Below are 16,747 nucleotides of genomic sequence, written 5' to 3'. Positions count from 1 at the left end.
GGACAGCCGCCGGGCCAGGGTGCGGGTACGCCGCTCGGCGCCCGCGTGGATGTCACGCGCGCGTGCCCGTGCCTCGGCGGCCTCGACGATCCGGCCGAGCAGATCCACGGACCCCGCGGTGAAGTCCCGCTCGGCGATCAGCTCGGCGCGCCGCCCCAGCTTGTTGCCGAAGCCGCCGACCAGGTCGGCGAGCCCGTCGGTGTCCCGGGTGTCGGTGACCGCGCGCAGCAGCAGGTCGGTGAAGTCGGAGTCCTTCTTGACCGCGAAGAGACCGGCGGCCTCACCCTCGTCGGCGTTCATCTCCCGCTGGTAGCGGAAGAGTTCGGGGTCGAGGCCGAGGTCCGTCAGATGCTCGTTCCAGCGGTCGTGGATCTCCTCCCAGTGCACTTCGAGGTGCGGATACGCCTTTCCGGCCTCGGTGAGGGCGTCGCGGAAGCCCTTCATGGTGCGCCGCCGTCCCTGCGCGCCGGACGCGCCCTCGACGGGCGGCCGGACGGCGGTCGCCTCGGCGACCGGCAGGTTGTCCAGGCTCAGGCCGGGGCCGGGCCGGAAGGAGTACCAGGCTTCGGCGAACTTCCTCGGGTCGTTGGAGACCTGCCGTCCCCGCCACTCGCTGGCCTTGCCGACCACGACGCACTCGCCGGTCAGCGTGTGCTGCCACTCCAGCGCGACATGACCGCAGTCGTCGGCGAGCAGGAACTTGCGCAGCACACCGGAGCTGGCGCCGCCCAAGGTGTTGCGGTGGCCCGGCAGCATCACCGAGAAGATCAGCTTGAGCAGCACCGACTTGCCGCCGCCGTTCTCCAGGAAGAGCACGCCCGCGGGCGCGGGCCGGCGCGGCGGCCCGACGGGCTCCTCCTCGAAGAACTCCGCCTGGGTGGGGGCGGGGTCGGGCACGGGCTCGCCGACACCCCTCAGGTCAAGGACGGTGTCGGCATAGCGCGCCCCAGCAGGCCCGATGGAGTAGAGGCGGACCCGGGACAGCTCGTACATGGCGGCGGACTCTCGTAGTAAGTCTTCGGATACGTGAGGAAGGTCGGGGAGGGTCAGGAGTGGAACGGCAGCCCGGCGTCGGCCACCAGCTCCAGGTCGTCGGTGTGCTCGGCGGGCAGCAGCGTCGGGGTGCCGTCGGTCACCGGGACGACGCCCAGTTCGAGGAGCTCGGCCATCGCGGCGCTGCCCGCCATGTCCCGCACCTGGAGCTGATAGCGGGCCGTGGTCCGGTACGTCCCCCCGGAGTCGTCGCCGGTCCGCTGGAGGAATCCGGAGTCGGTGAGGAACGCGACGGCCTTGCCGATGATGCCGGTCGTCGAACCGGACAGTCTTCGCGCGTCCTTGGTGGCGCCGGTGGAGCTGCGCCGCGCCCAGATCCGCCAGGCCGCCTCAAGGCCGGGCGCCTCGGTCGCCGGATCGGTGTTCTCGCCCTGCTCCTCGGCCCGCTCCTCCAGACGGCGGCAGGCCTGTCGTACGAACGCGTCGACGCCGTTGACCGAGACACGCCCGATATACCCGTCGTCGGCGAGGTCCTCGGGGCGTGGGAAGGCCATCGCGGCGACGGCGAGGTGGGCGAGGCCGTGCAGGAAGCGGTCCGCGGAGTCGGCCGAGGTACGACGGGCGTAGTCGCCCATCCGGACGGCGAACACCGAGTCCTCGGCGGCTGTCACCGCCATCCCCGCGCGCGGGGACACCTCCAGCACGACCAGCCCGAGGCCGGCGGCCACGGCGTCGGCGAGCCGGGCGAACGGCGGGTCCTCGCGGTACCGCCGCAACAGCTCCGCGTACTCCTGGTCCCGCGCCGGCTGCAGCTTGGGCTGGAGCCCGAAGGCGACGAGCCGCGCCGCGTCGGCGGCGTCGGCGGGTGTGACGGGAGCGTTCGCCGGCGCGGCGACGACATCCGGCTCACTCCACTCGACGTGCTGCTCGGTCACGACAAAGGCTCCTTGCGCAGAGTTACGGGGCTGGGATTCACGACCGGTCCGCCGCCATCCCCGCCGCGTCCAGCAAAGCCATCCCCACTATCAGATCGGCCCCGCCGAACTCGGGATCATCGAGCTCGACCCCGTCATCCACGGCGAACAGCAGCTTCTCCTCCCCCTGCCGATAGGCGGTACCGACCGGCGGGCTGGCCGCGTGAACGGCCAACAGGGCGACGAGGTAGGGCAGTTCGGGATCCCGGCGGCGCGCTTCGGCAAGCAGCCCGGACAGCCGTCGCGGTGCGTCCGCCGGCAGATCCAGCAGTTCCATCGCGGAAGCGAGCTGCTCCTCACTGAACCGGCTGTCGTCCGGCGTGGCGATCAGATCCGGCTCGGGCATCTCCGCACCGAGGTGCTCCCGCTCCAGGGGCGGTGTCAGCAGGAGCTCGACAAGATCCCCCACCCGTACGGCCACCGGCGTACGCAGTCCCGTCCCGCGCGCGAAGAACGCGTCCGTCACGCGCCGCGCCTGTGCGACGGGCAGCGGCAACACGGGCGCGACGAGGTGGCCGTAGAGGTCGATCCCCGAGGTCGTCATGGGTGTGGCGAAGGCCTGCCGGTCCTGCTCGGCGCGGAACAGGGGCCCGGCCTCCAGGAGCCGGGACTGCAACTGCGTGTGCCGGCGGATGCAGTCCTTGACGATGTCGACGAGCTCGGCGGCGCGGCGCTTCTGCTCGGGGTCCTCGGACTCGTCGCGGGCCTTGCGGATGTTGGTGAGGATCGCGTTCTCGTGACGGTAGCGGTCGGCGACGTGGTCGAGCGCCTCGGCGATCATGTCGGGCACGGCCTGGAGCCAGTCGACGGCCCGCACATTGCGCCTGGTCGCGTCGAGCGCCCTGCGGAGCGTCTCCGAGTACTGCACGGTCCGGTACCGGGCCTGCTCGGCGGCGAGCTGGGCGTCGGCGAGGCGGCCACGGCTGATCAGCACCTCGAGCTTGACCTCGGCGGCGATCTGCGCGCTGGTGACGTCGGTGTCGAGGGCGCCGACGAGGACGTTGACCGCCTCGTCCGTCGTACGGAGGTAGACGGTCCCCCCGTACCCGGGCACCTCCTCGATCAGCTTGAAGTCGTAGTCGCGGCGCACATAGGAGCCGTCGGGGGCGAACGTGCCGTATACGGCCCGGAAGCCGCGGTCGACGCTGCCGACGTTGATCAGGTTCTCCAGGACCCACTTGGCCACGCGCTCGTGCTCGGCGACGGGGCGCCGCGGGGCCTGCGCGGCGATGCGCGGGATGAGCCGGGCCACTATCTGGTCATGGTCGGCGCCCGTGTCGAAGTCCATGTTCAGTGTGACGAGGTCGATGGCGGCGAGGGCCACCTCGGCCATCCCGTAGACGGTGTACTCGCCCGCGAGATTCGCCTTGCGCACATCGAGGTCGTGCAGCGGCGCGGTGCACGCGAGCGCGCGCAGCCGCCGCGCCAGGCCCTCGTCGGCGGCCGGGCCCGGAGCGGGGCGCGGCCCCACGCTGAGCTGGGGCGGAACGCTGTCCGTCGATGCAAGCGAAGTCACGGTGCACAGACTAGGTCCTCGGTCTGACAACGGTCGAAACGACGCAGAAGCGACCGCCGTCACACTGGCACCACGCAGCACGTCACACTGGCACCACGCGGCACGTCACTCCGGCACCACGCGGCACGTCACTCCGGTTCCACGCAGCACGTCACTCCGGCACCACGCGGCACGTCACTCCGGTTCCACGCAGCACGTCACTCCGGCACCACGCAGCACGTCACTCCGGCACCACACGGCGCCTCGCGGTCGCCGCCTCGCGAGAGCGGCGGAGCGAACCGTCGCCGCGGCCGTCCCCGAGAATCACGACCCGGCTCAGCCGATCCCCTGTGCCCCGTCGGCGACCCGCCGCGCGTAGGCCTCCACGACCCCTGTGAGGGAATCGTCGAGATAGGCCGCGAGCAGTTGCTCGGCCCCGTCACGGTCGCCCGCCCGGAACGTGTTGAGGATCTCATGGTTGCGCGCGAGGTACGGCTCGTGGAGCCGCCGCGGATCGGCCACCACATGGAAGGCGAGGCGCAGTTCGGCGAAGACGCTGCGCATCAGTTCGTCGGTGCGGTCGCTCCCGGCGAGCGCCACCAGCTCCCGGTGGAAGTGGATGTTGGCCGTACCGACGCCTTTCCAGTCACCTTCGCGCGCCGCCCGCTGCCCCTCGGCGACGGCCTGGGCGAGGTCGTCCACGGCGTACGGCGGCTCGCCGAGGCCACGGACCACGGCGCACTCGACGAGGGTGCGGGTGCGGTAGATGTCCTCGACGTCCTCGATGGTCAGCACCCTTACGAAGACCCCGCGGTTGAGCTCGTGCACCAGGAGGCGTTCGTGCGTGAGCAGCCGGAACGCCTCACGCAGTGTGTTGCGGGAGACGCCGAGCGCCCCGCCGATGCTGTCCTCGGACAGTCGGGTCCCGGGCGGGAAGTACCCCTCGGCGATACGGCTCCTGAGGATGTCCGAGACCCGCTCGGCGGTGCTGGTGCGGCCCAGCAGGGCGCGATCGTCGGCCAGTCCCGTCAGCTCTGCCATGCCCGGAATTCAATCGCAGAAATAAGAACGAAACAACACGGGTATTGAGGGATCGTTCAACGATCCTCTACCTTGCTACTCACGGCGCCACTCGCTCGCCCGAGCGCCGACGGCTTCCGCACGGCACGGCTCAGTCCTCAAGCACCCTCCGTCCTCCTCCTGCGAGGTGCCCATGAGCACGACCCCTCCACCACAGGCCCTGACCACCGGCGCACACCCCAAGACGGATGAACTCACCTCGGACGACGGCGCGTTGGGCTGGCTGCGCGCCCTCGGTCCGCAGGGCCGCAGGGCCTTCGCCGGCGCGTTCGGCGGCTATGCCCTGGACTCGTACGACTACTTCACGCTGCCGCTGAGCATGGTCACGCTGGCGGCGTACTTCGGCCTGGACAGCGGCCAGACCGGACTGTTCACGACCGTCACGCTGGTCGTCTCGGCGGTCGGCGGCGCGATCGCGGGTGTGGTCGCGGACCGGATCGGACGCGTCAAGGCACTGATGATCACCGTGATCACCTACGCGGTGTTCACGGTGGCCTGCGGTTTCGCGCCCAACTACGAGACACTGCTGGCTTTCCGTGCCCTTCAGGGCCTCGGTTTCGGCGGTGAGTGGGCGGTCGGCGCGATCCTGGTCGCCGAGTACTCGACCGCCAGGCACCGGGGGCGCACGCTCGGGGCGATCCAGAGCTCCTGGGCCGTCGGCTGGGGGCTGGCGGTGCTCGTCTACACGCTGGTCTTCCAGTTCCTCGGCGACGACCTCGCCTGGCGCGTGATGTTCTGGACCGGCGCGCTGCCCGCACTGCTCGTCGTATGGGTGCGGCGCCGGGTACAGGACGCCCCGGAGGCGGCCGCCGTGCGCGAGAAGAGCGCCGAGAAGGGCTCGTTCGCCGCCATCTTCAAGCCCGCCTCGGCCGACGGCCCCGGCCTGCTGCGCACCACCTTCTTCGCGGTCCTGCTCTCCACCGGCGTCCAGGGCGGCTACTACACGCTGGCCACCTGGGTGCCCACGTACCTGAAGACGGAGCGCGGCCTGTCCGTCGTCGGCACCGGCAGCTACCTCACGTTCCTGATCTCCGGGGCCTTCATCGGCTACCTCACCGGCGGCTACCTCACCGACAAACTGGGCCGCAAACGGAACATCCTGCTCTTCGCGATCCTCTCGGCGGCCTGCATCCTCACCTACGCCAACATCCCGAGCGGTGCCAACACGCTTCTCCTTGTGCTCGGTTTCCCGCTCGGATTCTGCATGTCGGCGATCTTCAGCGGGTTCGGCTCCTTCCTCAGCGAGCTGTACCCGTCGGCGGTGCGCGGCACGGGGCAGGGCTTCACGTACAACACCGGGCGTGCCGTGGGTGCCGCCTTCCCCACCACCGTCGGCTTCCTGGCCGACAGCTGGGGTGTGGGCGGCGCCCTGGTCTTCGGCGCGATCGGCTACGCCCTCGCAGCCCTGGCACTGATCGGACTCCCCGAGACGCGTGGGAAGGAACTCCTGTGAAGCACACCGTCCAGGAACGCCCTTCGAGCCTCCTGCGCATCGACGGCCCCGCACACGCGTGGACCCCCAAGGAGGCGCGCGCCCGGTTCCGTTCGGGCGTGTCCGGCCCCACCGCAGGAGTCGCCGCCGGCCACACCCAGGCGAACTTGATCTCGGTGCCCGCCGAATGGGCGTACGACATGCTGCTGTTCTGCACGCGCAACCCGAAGTCCTGCCCGGTCCTCGACGTGACGGACGCCGGCTCCTGGACCACCCCGCTCGCCCAGGGCGCGGATCTGCGCACCGACCTGCCGCGTTACCGGGTATGGGAGCACGGCGAGTTGACCGACGAGCCCACGGACGTGGTCGACCGCTGGCGCGGCGACCTGGTGTCGTTCCTCATCGGATGCAGCTTCACCTTCGAGTGGGCGCTGACCGAGGCGGGCGTCCCGATGCGCCACATCGAGCAGGGCCGTAACGTCTCCATGTACGTGACGGAGCGCGAGTGCCGCACCGCCGGGCGGCTGCACGGACCGATGGTGGTGTCGATGCGCCCGGTCCCTCCCGAGCATGTGGCCGCGGCGATCAGGGAGAGCAGCCTGCTGCCCGCCGTGCACGGCAGCCCGGTGCACTGCGGCGAGCCGTCGGTCCTGGGCATCGAGGATCTCTCGCGCCCCGACTTCGGTGATCCGGTGGACGCCACCCCGGGCGACATCCCGGTGTTCTGGGCCTGCGGAGTGACACCCCAGGCAGCCGTGATGGCGTCCCGGCCACCCTTCGCGATCACCCACGCACCGGGCCGGATGTTCCTCACCGACGCCCGCGACGAGCAGTACCGCGTGGCCTGAGAACGACCTACGAAGGAGGGACTGCACCTCATGACCCCGATCGACCTCAACGCCGACCTCGGCGAGGGCTTCGGCCGCTGGCGGCTGACCGACGACGAACAGCTGCTGTCCGTCGTCACCAGCGCCAATGTGGCCTGCGGCTTCCACGCCGGGGACGCGGCCACCATGCGACGGGTGTGCGAGCTGGCGGCCGAGCGGGGTGTACGGATCGGCGCCCAGGTCTCCTACCGCGACCTGGCGGGCTTCGGGCGGCGCGCGATGGACGTGCCGCCCGACGAGCTGGCTGCCGAAGTGGCCTACCAGATCGGCGCCTTGGAGGTCTTCGCACGCGCGGCCGGGACGTGCGTGTCGTACGTGAAACCGCATGGCGCGCTCTACAACCGGGTCGTGCACGACGAGGAGCAGGCGGCGGCGGTCGTCGAGGGCGTGCTGCTCGCGGACGCCGCCCTGCCCGTCCTCGGTCTACCGGCCTCCCGGTTCCTGAAACTGGCCGAGCAGGCCGGACTGCCCACCGCCACGGAGGCGTTCGCGGACCGCGCCTACACCGAGCAGGGCACCCTGGTGCCCCGCACCCGGGCCGACGCGGTGATCACGGACGCCGAGGCGGTCGTCGAACGCTCGCTGGGGCTGGCCCGCTTCGGCATGGTCACGTCCCACTCCGGGGCGCGCATCCCGGTCCGTGCCCGCTCGTTGTGCCTGCACGGCGACACCCCGGGCGCGGTGGACCTGGCACGTCGGGTCCGCGCGCGTCTGGAGTCCTCGGGCGTCCTCGTGAAGGCCTTCGTATGAGGGCTGTTCCGGCCGCCGACGACATGGCCGGCGACGACGCGAAGGCATCTGCGGACGTGAGCGGCACGAGGGCGCTGCCGGTCGGTGACCACGCCCTGCTCGTCGAGGTCTCCTCGGGCGCGGCGGCGCAGGCCCTGCACGCCGAACTGCTGCGCCGCCGCGCCGAGGGCTCGCTCTCGGTCGCGGAGATCGTCCCCGCGGCCCGCACGGTCCTCCTGGACGGTCTGGAAGACCCCCGGCGGCTGGCGGAGCAGCTCCCCAGGTGGGAGATCCCGCCGCACGCCGCGCGCGCGCAGGAGGCGATCGAGATCCCCGTACGGTACGACGGTCCCGATCTGGCGGATGTCGCGGCTCTGTGGGGGGTGCCCGGGCACGAGGTGCCCGCGATCCACGCGGCGGCCGAGTTCCGTGTCGCCTTCTGCGGGTTCGCGCCCGGCTTCGGGTATCTCACCGGGCTGCCGGCCCGGTACGACGTGCCGCGCCGGGCGACTCCGCGGACGGCGGTTCCGGCGGGTTCCGTGGCGCTCGCGGGCCCGTACACGGGCGTCTACCCGCGCTCCTCGCCGGGTGGCTGGCAGCTGATCGGCACAACGGACGCGGTGCTGTGGGACCACGCGCGCGTGCCGGCCGCGCTGCTCGCCCCGGGCACGCGCGTCCGGTTCGTACCGGTGGGGTGCTCATGACCGACCGGGCCCTCGCCGTCGTGCGCGCCGGGGCCCTGACCACCGTCCAGGACCGGGGCCGCCCCGGCCACGCCCACCTCGGCGTACCCCGTTCCGGCGCGCTGGACGCGCCCGCTGCGGCGCTGGCCAACCGGCTCGTCGGCAACCCTGTCGAGGCGGCCGTACTGGAGACGACGCTCAACGGATGTGCCCTGCGTCCGCGTTCGGTGGTCACCGTGGCCGTCACGGGCGCGCCCTGCCCGGTCACGGTGAACGGCCGTCCGGCGCCCTGGGGAGCGCCCGTGCGTGTCCCCGCCGGAGCACTGCTGGATATCGGCCCGGCCCGCGCGGGGGTACGCAGTTACGTGGCCGTCGCCGGCGCAGTGACCGTGGATCCGGTCCTCGGCAGCCGCTCCACGGACCTCCTCTCGGGGCTCGGTCCGCCGCCGCTCACGGACGGCACGGTGCTGCCTCTGGGGCGCCCTGACGGCGTGCACACGCGCGTGGACGTGGTTCCGCATCCGGGTCCGCCCTCGGAGCTGGTTCTGCGGGTGACACCGGGCCCGCGCGACGACTGGTTCACGTCCTCGGCCCTGCGGACCCTGGCGACGGGCACCTACCGGGTGTCCTCCGCGAGCAACCGCATAGGGCTGCGTACGGAAGGGCCCTCACTGGAGAGGGCCGTTTCCGATGAACTCCCCAGTGAGGGCATGGTGCTGGGTGCCGTGCAGGTGCCGCCCGACGGCAGGCCGGTCGTCTTCCTCGCCGACCATCCGACCACCGGGGGGTACCCGGTGATCGCGGTGGTCCGTGGCGCCGACCTCCCCGCGACCGCTCAGGCGGTCCCGGGCACGCCGGTGCGCTTCATGGTCGTACGCCGCCGCTGACGGGCTCCGGGCCACCGCCTCGAACCGTCATACCGCGTCCGGCCGTTCCGCCACCGACAGGGCGGCCAGCGCGGACGCCACGGCGTGCGAGGCGCTGAGGTCGAGCCGGGCGCTGGTGCCGCGCGCCCGGTGGCGCACCTCGGCGGCGGCCAGGGTGAGCAGTTGCGGCAGCAGGTCGGTGCACCGCCGGGCCACCCACCCCGTCCCCGCGGTGGCCAGCCACCACAGACTGGCCGACCGTGTGGGCGCGGGGAACTCCGGCTCCGCCGAGGGGGTGTCCCCGGTGGCGATGCCCTCCTGTTCGAGCAACGCGTGGAAACGCAGGGCGAGTTGCCGGTGCCCCCGCTCCCCCGGGTGCAGCCGGTCCGCGCTCCACATCGCGCGGTCCGTCAGCCAGGCGCCCTCCGCCGCGTGCAGATGCACGGCTCCATGGCGCTCGGACAGTGCGTGCACGACCGTGTTGACGGCCCGCTGCCGCCGGGCCAGGGGCCTGGCCAGCACTCCCGGCAGCCCGAGCATCGCGCCGGGATCCGGCAGGCAGGCGGTCAGCAGGACGGCGTCCTGGGCCCGGAACGCCGCGTACACCCGGTCGAGCCGCGCGGCCACGGCGTGGATGTCGAAGGTGCAGCGAAGGGTGTCGTTCACACCGATCACGACGGACACCACGTCCGGACCCAGGGCCAGTGCCGCCGGGGTCTGCCGTTCCAGGACGTCGCGCGTCTGGGCCCCGCTCACCGCAAGGTTGGTGAACTCCACGGACGTGTCCGGGCCGTCGGACAGCCCGTCGACGAGCAGTGCGGCCCAGCCCCGCCAGGCCTCGCCCACGGGGTCGCCCACGCCCTCGGTGAGCGAGTCCCCGAGGGCGACGAACCGAAGGGGTCTCATCCGACGCCCTCCTGGAGGCGGGGCCGGGACTCGGCCACCGCGTCGTGCGCGGCGAGGAACGCCTCCACGGCGGTGCCCCAGCCGAAACACTCCGCACGCGCGCGTGCGGCTTCCCTGCGCGCGGCCTCGGCACGTCCCATGAGCAGGCGTACCGCGTCCGCGAAGGAGTCCCCGCTGTCCGCGGCGGTGGCTCCGGCGGACCCGACCACCTCCGGCAGCGCCGACATCGCGCTGGCCACCACGGGCGTACCGCAGGCCATCGCCTCCAGGGCGGCCAGCCCGAACGTCTCGGCGGGCCCCGGTGCCAGGCACACGTCGGCGGAGGCCTGCAACGCGCCGAGCAGCGCGCGGTCGGCGACATGTCCGAGGAAGGTGACGGGCAGCCGCCGCTCCCGGGCCCGCTGTTCGAGCCTGGCCCGCAGCGGCCCGTCCCCGGCGACGACGAGCACGGCACGCTCGCCGCGCCGCAGCAGCGCCTCCAGCGCGTCGAGCGCCGTACCGGGCCGCTTCTCGACGGACAGCCGGGAGCACATCACGAGCAGCATCTCGTCCGCGCGCGCGTACCGCTCGCGCACCCCGCGGTCGCGCAGCCCGGGGTGCCGGCCGACCAGGTCGACGCCCAGTGGGGCCCGTACGACATTGCGGGCCCCGATGCGGACGAACTCGCGCTCCGCGAACTCCGTGGTGCACACGACCCGCGCGTAGGTGTGCGCCGTACGGATGTTAATGGCGTCGGCGGCCTTGCGGGCCATTCCCTCGGAGAGCCCCCAGGTCCGCAGCACGCCGTCGGCGGTCTCGTGGGAGACCATGACCGCGGGCACCCGTGCGCGCCGCGCCCAGACGCCGGTCCAGCGCAGGGTGGTCCGGTCGGAGACTTCGAGGCGGTCGGGCGCGAGCGACTCCAGGAGGCGGGCGACCCGCCGCTTGTCCGTGAGTACGCGATAGCCGCCGGTTTTGGGCAGCAGCGGACCGGGCAGCGTGATGACCCGCCCCTGCTCGGTCTCGCGGTCGGTGGCACGCTCGCCGGGGACGATGAGCACGGGCTCGTGTCCGGCGGCCAGGTAGCCGCTGCCGAGCTCCCGCAGGGCGGTGCGCAGACCGCCCGACGCGGGGGCGACGAAGTTGGCCAGCCGTACGATGCGCAGGCTCATGCCGCCACCACCGTCCGCGCGGAGAGCACGTCGGCGTAGTGGTCGATGAGCTGGTCGCCGACCGCCGCCCAGGTGCGGCCCTCGACGGTGGCCCGCCCGGCGGCGCCGTACGCCGCCCGGAGGGCCGGATCGACGGCGAGCGCCCACACCGCGTCGCGTACGGCGTCCCCGTCGCGGGGCGGCACCAGCAGCCCCGTACGGCCGTGTGCGACCAGGTCCAGTGGTCCGCCCGCGGCGGGTGCGACGACCGGTACGCCGCTGGCCATGGCCTCCTGGACCGTCTGGCAGAAGGTCTCGAAGGGGCCGGTGTGAGCGAAGACGTCCAGGGAGGCGAAGATCCGGGCGAGTTCGTCGCCGGTGCGACGCCCGAGGAAGAGGGCGCCGGGAAGCGCCTCGCGCAGGGTCGTCTCGCTGGGCCCGTCGCCCACGATCACGACGCGTACGCCTTCCAGGTCGCAGGCTCCGGCGAGCAGTTCGACCTGCTTCTCGGGGGCGAGCCGGCCGACGTAGCCGACGATCAGCTCGCCGTTCGGCGCCAGTTCGCGCCTGAGGGCCTCGTCCCGGTGCTCGGGACGGAAGCGGACGGTGTCCACGCCGCGCGGCCACAGCCGCACCCGGGGCACACCGTGTGCCTCCAGGTCGTGCAGGGCCGCGCTGGACGGGGCGAGCGTCCGGTCGGCGGCGGCGTGGACGGAGCGTATGCGCCGCCAGGCGGTGGCTTCGCCCGCGCCCACGTACGTACGGGCGTAACCGGCGAGGTCGGTCTGGTAGACGGCGACGGCGGGGACGCCGAGCCGGGCGGCGGCCGCCATGCCGCGGACGCCGAGGATGAAGGGGCTGGCCAGGTGGACGATGTCGGCGCGGTGTTCGGTGATCGCGGCGGCGACGCGTCGGCTGGGGAGGGCGACGCGGACCTGGGGGTAGCCGGGGAGCGGTAGGGAGGGGACACGGACGACGGGGCACGGCGCGAGGGCGTCGGGCCCGTGCCCGGCCGCCGTGGCCGGGGCGACGACGAGGGGAGCGTGACCGCGATCGACGAGGTGCCGGGCGGTCTGGAGCGCGCAGTGGGCCACGCCGTTCACATCGGGGGGAAAGGATTCGGTCACGATGACGACACGCATACCCGTGTTGTCGCCGTGCTGGACGTGGCCGCGTCAACGTGGATCTTTCCTGCCGAGGAACGCCCCGTGAGCGTTGTACTGCACGCCTTTCCAGGTCGGCGCGCGGCCACATCCTCCTGACCCGCGAGTCACTTCGTGTTCATACCGCCGGTGCGTCGGGCCCGATCCGGCTGCGTACGGCCGTCTGTACTTCCGCTTCTTCGGCCGGATCCGACGCCAGCCGCCGCAACTGATCGACCACGCGCGCGTCACCGGTTTCGGCGTGTCGAGCGGCCACCTCGCGGGTCGACTCCTCGCAGTCCCACAGGCACTCGACGGCGAAGCCGGCGGGGAAGGAGGGGTCGGTGGCGGCGAGGGCGCGGGCGGCTCGCCCGCGCAGATGGGACGACGCCGTCTCCCGGTAGACATGGCGCAGTACGGGTGCGGCGCAGACGATGCCGAGACGTCCGGCTCCGTCGACGAGGGTCCAGAGTGTGGGTGCGTCGGGGCCTTCGCCGCGTACGGCCTCACGCAGGGCGCCCAGCACCAGTTCGCTGTCCTTGGTGCCGCCCCGGCAGGCGAGCATCCGTCCCGCGGCGGCGCCGAGGGCATCGGGCCGCCCGGCCCACCGTCGGGCCCGGTCGACGGCGGCGACACTGCGCATACGTTCGAACGCGTCGACGGCGGCCTCCCCGACGGTCGCCGTGCCGCCGGTCGCGGCGGCCTCGATCAGATCGAGAGCGTCCGGATCGTTGCTGTCGGCGAGGTAGCGCAAGGCGGTGCAGCGGGCTCCGTCGCCGCCGTCCCGGGCGGCTTGGAGAATCTCGGGCCGGTCCTCGGGGCCCGCGACGGCCGTGAGGCAGCGCGCGGCCGGCACATGGAGTGCGGCTCCGCGGTCGAGGCCCTGCTGGGCCCACTCGAACACGGCCCGCACGCTCCACCCCGGACGTGGTCCGGTGGGGCGCAGTTGCCGTTGCCATCGGTCGAAGGAGCCCTGTTCCTGGGCGGCCCGCACACGCGCGGCGATGGATTCGCGGGAGTCGTCCGCCCACAGCCGCCAGGGCCGGGGCTCGAAGGCGTCGCGCACTTGGGCGACGAGCGCGGCCTCGCCCTCCGGATCGGCCGGGAAGCGGGCGAGGACGGGCACGGCGAGGGCACGCAGACCCGCGTCGTCGTCGCGCAGGGCCAGCTCGTCCAGGGCCCAGGCCCAGTTCGTGCCCGAGGCGGCGTACCTGCGCAGCAGTTCCAGGGCGTCCCGCCTGCCGTACGAGGCGAGGTGGCCGAGGACCGCGAGGGCGAGCCCCGTGCGTGACTCGCAGTCGTCGAGGATGTCCTCGGCGTCGAAGAGGTGCCGCTCGATCTCGTCGAGCTCACCGCTCAGATCGAGGTAGAGACGGGCGTAGTACAGGGAGCGGTTCTCCACCTGCCAGTCGTGGCGGGGGTCGCGCAGCACACAGTGGTTCAGTGCCGCGAGCGCTTCGGCGCGCGGTGCGGTGAGCGCGTGCAGCGTGCCGTCGCCGCGGCCCCTCTGGAGCAGGCCGAGCAGCGTACCGCTGGGCGCTATGACCGGATCGAACATGGGAAACAGCCTCACATCAAGCGTCGACGCAACCGGGATCCTGCATTACCTGGCCGCGTGACAACACGTCGGAGCGCCCGCCGTTTCTTGCTTGCTGTAGACCATCTTCCTCTGCCTCTCGTCGGTGGCCCATACGGGCCGCGTCACGGCCCGCGCGGTGCGGCAACACCTGCCCAGCCATCGCGTCCGTGAATCACGACGTCATGATGACTCGGCAGTTCTTCTTGCCGCGACCGTATTTCCGGCGGCCCCGTACCGCCTCCCCCGTTTTCGGTGTTGTAGCTGGTCAGTGCGGGCGGATCAGCGCGCGCCGAACAATTCGAGGAGTTCGGTCTTGCCGAACATCCGGGCGGTGTCGACGGCCGAGGGGGTGCCCGCGGCCGGGTCGGCGCCGCCGTCCAGAAGCGCGCGGATGACCGCCGCCTCGCCCTTGAAGACGGCCCCCGCGAGGGGGGTCTGGCCGCGGTCGTTGATCCGGTCGGCCTCGGCGCCGCGCTCCAGCAGGGCGCGCACCGCCTCGGCGTGGCCGTGGTAGGCGGCGAGCATCACCAGCGAGTCACCGCGGTCGTTGGTGAGGTTGGCCGGAACACCCGCGTCGACGTACGCCACGAGCGCCTCGGTCTCCCCTCGGCGCGCCAGATCGAAGATCTTGGTCGCCAGCTCCACGACTTCGGGGTCGGGGGCTTCACTCATCGGCCGGACCACCTCTCACAAGGACAACGACGGCTACGTCATGGGGACTGCGGGAGCGTACGACAGCGGGTGGGCTGTCATGCGCAGGTCCGTACGACAGCGATGTGTGCAGCCGTACGGGTGATTCGCCAGCGTACTGGCTTCGACGGCACATGACGGGCGCCGACCGAGGCAAAGATCACCACAAGCCGCACAAGAGCCGACAGAGAGCAACAGACCTGCCCAGGGGGTCCGGAACGGCTCCGCCGACTGGATGAAATCAGACGAAATTCACTCAGTTGCACCTTTTATCGTATGGATACATCCTGTGATCCTGGAAGTACTCATGGTGACTGTCCCCACGAACCAGGAGAGCACAAATGATTCTGTCCATCTCAGGCGTCGTCCTGCTCGGCATCATCGTCTTTCTCTTCTTCCGCAAGGACGGACTCAAGGCGTCGCACGCCATGGTGTCCTCGCTCTTCGGTTTCTACCTCGCCAGCACGGCCATCGCGCCGAGCATCAAGGCAGGCGGGGAGAGCCTGGCGAGCCTCCTCGGCGGGATCAAGTTCTGACGTCCCTGCCCATCGCGCGCACCTTCAGGAGACAGCAGTGGCCCGGCGCCCTCTCCCCCGCATCCTCAGCAACGGCAGCGCACAGATCGCCCGAAGCCGGGAGCTGGCCCGAACGGCAGCCGACAGCGCCACCGACGTCCTCCATCCACTGATCACGGTCACCCGTGGACTGCGCCGGCTGGCAGCCGCAGGCGGGCGCAAGTGGGCCGCCACCCCCAAGGACCGGCGCGGGCCGCTGCTGTTCCTGGTGGCCTCGGTGATCCTGGTCGTGGCGCTGGTGCCGTACGGACCGCTGCTCGCCGCCATCACCCTGATGGCGGCGGCAGCGTGGACGGGCCGTCAGCCGGTCTCGTCGGAGCCCACGGGCCCCGACGAAGACCAGATCAAACGACTCCGGTCGTTGTACGACGCCCTCGTCCCGTACTTCTCCGTGGCCGAGGACCCGGCCCCTCTGTACGCCCACGGCGGCGACTGGGAGAAGGCCTTCCCCACGCACGACTTCGACGACGACGGGCGCGTGTCCCGGCTGCTCATCCGCTACCCGGCGTACTTCACGGACGGCGAGGCGGAGTCCCGGGCCCGGATCGAGCAGCTTCTGCACGCCAAGTCGGGCCGCGGTCGCGAGTACCACTTCGACTGGGACGAGGAGGGCAACGAGCTCACCGTCACCGTCCTCCCGCCGCTCCCCACCGACATCGCCGCCCAGCGATTCGTCACCTCACCCGGCGAGACGGTCCTCGGCTTCACCGACCCGGCCGACGTCCAGCGCACCCTCCCCCTCACCTACGGTGAGGAACAGCGCGACGTTCCCCCGGTCGTCTGGCGCACCGGCATCCGCTCCACCGAGCCGCATCTGCTGATCGCCGGCGATCCAGGCAGCGGCACGACCACACTCGTGCGTTCCATCGCGCTCCAGGCCCTTCAGTACGGCGATGTCGTCATCGTCGAGGGCGGCGGCACCGGCGAGTACGCGTGCCTGACCGGCCGGGCCGGCGTCCTCGCCGTCGAGTCCGGCCTCGCCGGGGCGCTCGCGAGTCTGGAGTGGGCCGCCAACGAGACGGAGCGGCGGCTGATCTCCGCCAACCGTGCGCGGCAGGCGGGGCACCCCGCCCCCGACGACACCAAGAACCCCCTGTGGATCCTGCTCGACCGGCCGAGCGCGCTCGGCCACTTCGCCGCCGCCGGCGGCCGAAACGATCCCCAGGCACTCCTTCAGGTCCCGCTCCGGCACGGACGCGCGGCGGGCGTCACGGTCGTCATCGCCGAGCAGTTCGAGGATCTCGAGGCGCTCAGCGAGGCCGTGCACCAGCACACCCGCGCGCGCGTGGTCCTCGGCCCGGCGTCTCCGGTCCAGCTGGAAGCCGTCCTCGGCGCGCCGCCGCACACCACTCCCACGCGGGATGTGCCGCCCGGCCGCGGGTACGCCCGGCTGGGCGCGGGTCCGGTCCTGCGTCTCCAGGTTCCGGCTACGCCGGACCCCTATGACGACGCCACCAGCGAGACCCACCGACGCGCCGTCCTCGACCTGCTGCCGGAACGCACGACTCCGGCGGAGGCGGACCCGATCCCTGTCGAGGCCGCGGTGGCGGAGGGCTGAGCGGGCTCCCTGGTTGTGGAGCTCGGCT

General features: G+C 72.2%; 15 protein-coding genes and 1 pseudogene. 7 read left to right on the top strand and 9 right to left on the bottom strand.

Annotation, left to right across the window (positions count from 1 at the left end; genetic code table 11):
• The 4 genes and pseudogenes from ABZ656_RS37295 to ABZ656_RS37280 form a co-directional block, all read right to left on the bottom strand.
• Positions 1-993: pseudogene (locus tag ABZ656_RS37295) on the bottom strand (hypothetical protein); the annotation flags it as partial.
• 53 nt (positions 994-1,046) lie between these two features.
• Entirely contained in the window at positions 1,047-1,928 is an 882-nt protein-coding gene (locus tag ABZ656_RS37290; RefSeq protein ID WP_101406352.1) for a hypothetical protein, read from the bottom strand.
• Between the two features lie 37 nt (positions 1,929-1,965).
• Positions 1,966-3,483, bottom strand: coding sequence for a hypothetical protein (locus tag ABZ656_RS37285; RefSeq protein WP_360274149.1), 1,518 nt, complete (start codon positions 3,481-3,483; stop codon positions 1,966-1,968).
• 315 nt (positions 3,484-3,798) lie between these two features.
• Positions 3,799-4,503, bottom strand: a complete 705-nt coding sequence (locus tag ABZ656_RS37280; protein WP_101406350.1) for a GntR family transcriptional regulator — start codon at positions 4,501-4,503, stop codon at positions 3,799-3,801.
• A gap of 172 nt (positions 4,504-4,675) precedes the next feature.
• Between ABZ656_RS37280 and ABZ656_RS37275 the strand changes: the two genes are divergently transcribed.
• From ABZ656_RS37275 to ABZ656_RS37255, 5 genes are read left to right on the top strand one after another with little or no spacing between them, the layout of a single operon-like run.
• Positions 4,676-5,995, top strand: a complete 1,320-nt coding sequence (locus ABZ656_RS37275) for an MFS transporter (protein WP_360274145.1) — start codon at positions 4,676-4,678, stop codon at positions 5,993-5,995.
• Entirely contained in the window at positions 5,992-6,822 is an 831-nt protein-coding gene (locus ABZ656_RS37270) for a putative hydro-lyase (RefSeq protein ID WP_101406348.1), read from the top strand. The genes ABZ656_RS37275 and ABZ656_RS37270 overlap by 4 nt, the downstream gene beginning before the upstream one ends.
• A gap of 30 nt (positions 6,823-6,852) precedes the next feature.
• Positions 6,853-7,611, top strand: coding sequence for a 5-oxoprolinase subunit PxpA (locus ABZ656_RS37265; RefSeq protein ID WP_101406347.1), 759 nt, complete (start codon positions 6,853-6,855; stop codon positions 7,609-7,611).
• A 23-nt stretch (positions 7,612-7,634) separates the two neighbouring features.
• Complete coding sequence (gene pxpB, locus ABZ656_RS37260) at positions 7,635-8,294, top strand: 5-oxoprolinase subunit PxpB (RefSeq protein ID WP_101408286.1); 660 nt, start codon at positions 7,635-7,637, stop codon at positions 8,292-8,294.
• Positions 8,291-9,160 (top strand): biotin-dependent carboxyltransferase family protein, encoded by an 870-nt coding sequence (locus tag ABZ656_RS37255; protein WP_360274140.1) that lies wholly within the window; start codon positions 8,291-8,293, stop codon positions 9,158-9,160. Before pxpB ends, ABZ656_RS37255 begins: the two co-directional genes overlap by 4 nt.
• Positions 9,161-9,187: 27 nt before the next feature.
• Here the strand turns inward: ABZ656_RS37255 and ABZ656_RS37250 are convergent, their stop codons facing one another.
• The 5 genes from ABZ656_RS37250 to ABZ656_RS37230 all read right to left on the bottom strand — a co-directional run bounded on the left by ABZ656_RS37250 (position 9,188) and on the right by ABZ656_RS37230 (position 14,568).
• The gene (locus ABZ656_RS37250) at positions 9,188-10,045 is read right to left on the bottom strand and encodes an SGNH/GDSL hydrolase family protein (protein ID WP_101406345.1); all 858 of its coding nucleotides are present in this window, start codon (positions 10,043-10,045) and stop codon (positions 9,188-9,190) included.
• Positions 10,042-11,196, bottom strand: a complete 1,155-nt coding sequence (locus ABZ656_RS37245) for a glycosyltransferase (RefSeq protein ID WP_360274137.1) — start codon at positions 11,194-11,196, stop codon at positions 10,042-10,044. Before ABZ656_RS37245 ends, ABZ656_RS37250 begins: the two co-directional genes overlap by 4 nt.
• Positions 11,193-12,317 carry a glycosyltransferase family 1 protein gene (locus tag ABZ656_RS37240; RefSeq protein ID WP_360274134.1) on the bottom strand — a complete coding sequence of 375 codons (1,125 nt, stop codon included), beginning with the start codon at positions 12,315-12,317 and terminating at the stop codon, positions 11,193-11,195. Before ABZ656_RS37240 ends, ABZ656_RS37245 begins: the two co-directional genes overlap by 4 nt.
• 139 nt (positions 12,318-12,456) lie before the next feature.
• Complete coding sequence (locus ABZ656_RS37235) at positions 12,457-13,875, bottom strand: hypothetical protein (RefSeq protein WP_101408285.1); 1,419 nt, start codon at positions 13,873-13,875, stop codon at positions 12,457-12,459.
• 300 nt (positions 13,876-14,175) lie between these two features.
• A complete protein-coding gene (locus tag ABZ656_RS37230) occupies positions 14,176-14,568 on the bottom strand; it encodes an ankyrin repeat domain-containing protein (RefSeq protein ID WP_067366209.1) in 393 nt (130 codons plus the stop codon).
• A 359-nt stretch (positions 14,569-14,927) separates the two neighbouring features.
• On the opposite strand from ABZ656_RS37230, the gene ABZ656_RS37225 reads away from it, so the two are divergent.
• Both ABZ656_RS37225 and ABZ656_RS37220 read left to right on the top strand, forming a co-directional pair.
• Positions 14,928-15,122, top strand: a complete 195-nt coding sequence (locus tag ABZ656_RS37225; RefSeq protein ID WP_054236250.1) for a hypothetical protein — start codon at positions 14,928-14,930, stop codon at positions 15,120-15,122.
• A gap of 37 nt (positions 15,123-15,159) precedes the next feature.
• On the top strand, positions 15,160-16,719 hold the full coding sequence (locus tag ABZ656_RS37220) for a hypothetical protein (RefSeq protein WP_101406342.1): 1,560 nt from the start codon (positions 15,160-15,162) through the stop codon (positions 16,717-16,719).
• Positions 16,720-16,747 lie beyond the last annotated feature (28 nt).

Origin of the sequence: Streptomyces sp. NPDC007095 (assembly GCF_040634475.1) — a bacterium.
In the GTDB taxonomy this organism is placed as follows: Bacteria; Actinomycetota; Actinomycetes; order Streptomycetales; family Streptomycetaceae; genus Streptomyces.
Note: the sequence above shows the minus strand (reverse complement) of the source record. Positions and strands in the feature narration are given on the sequence as shown.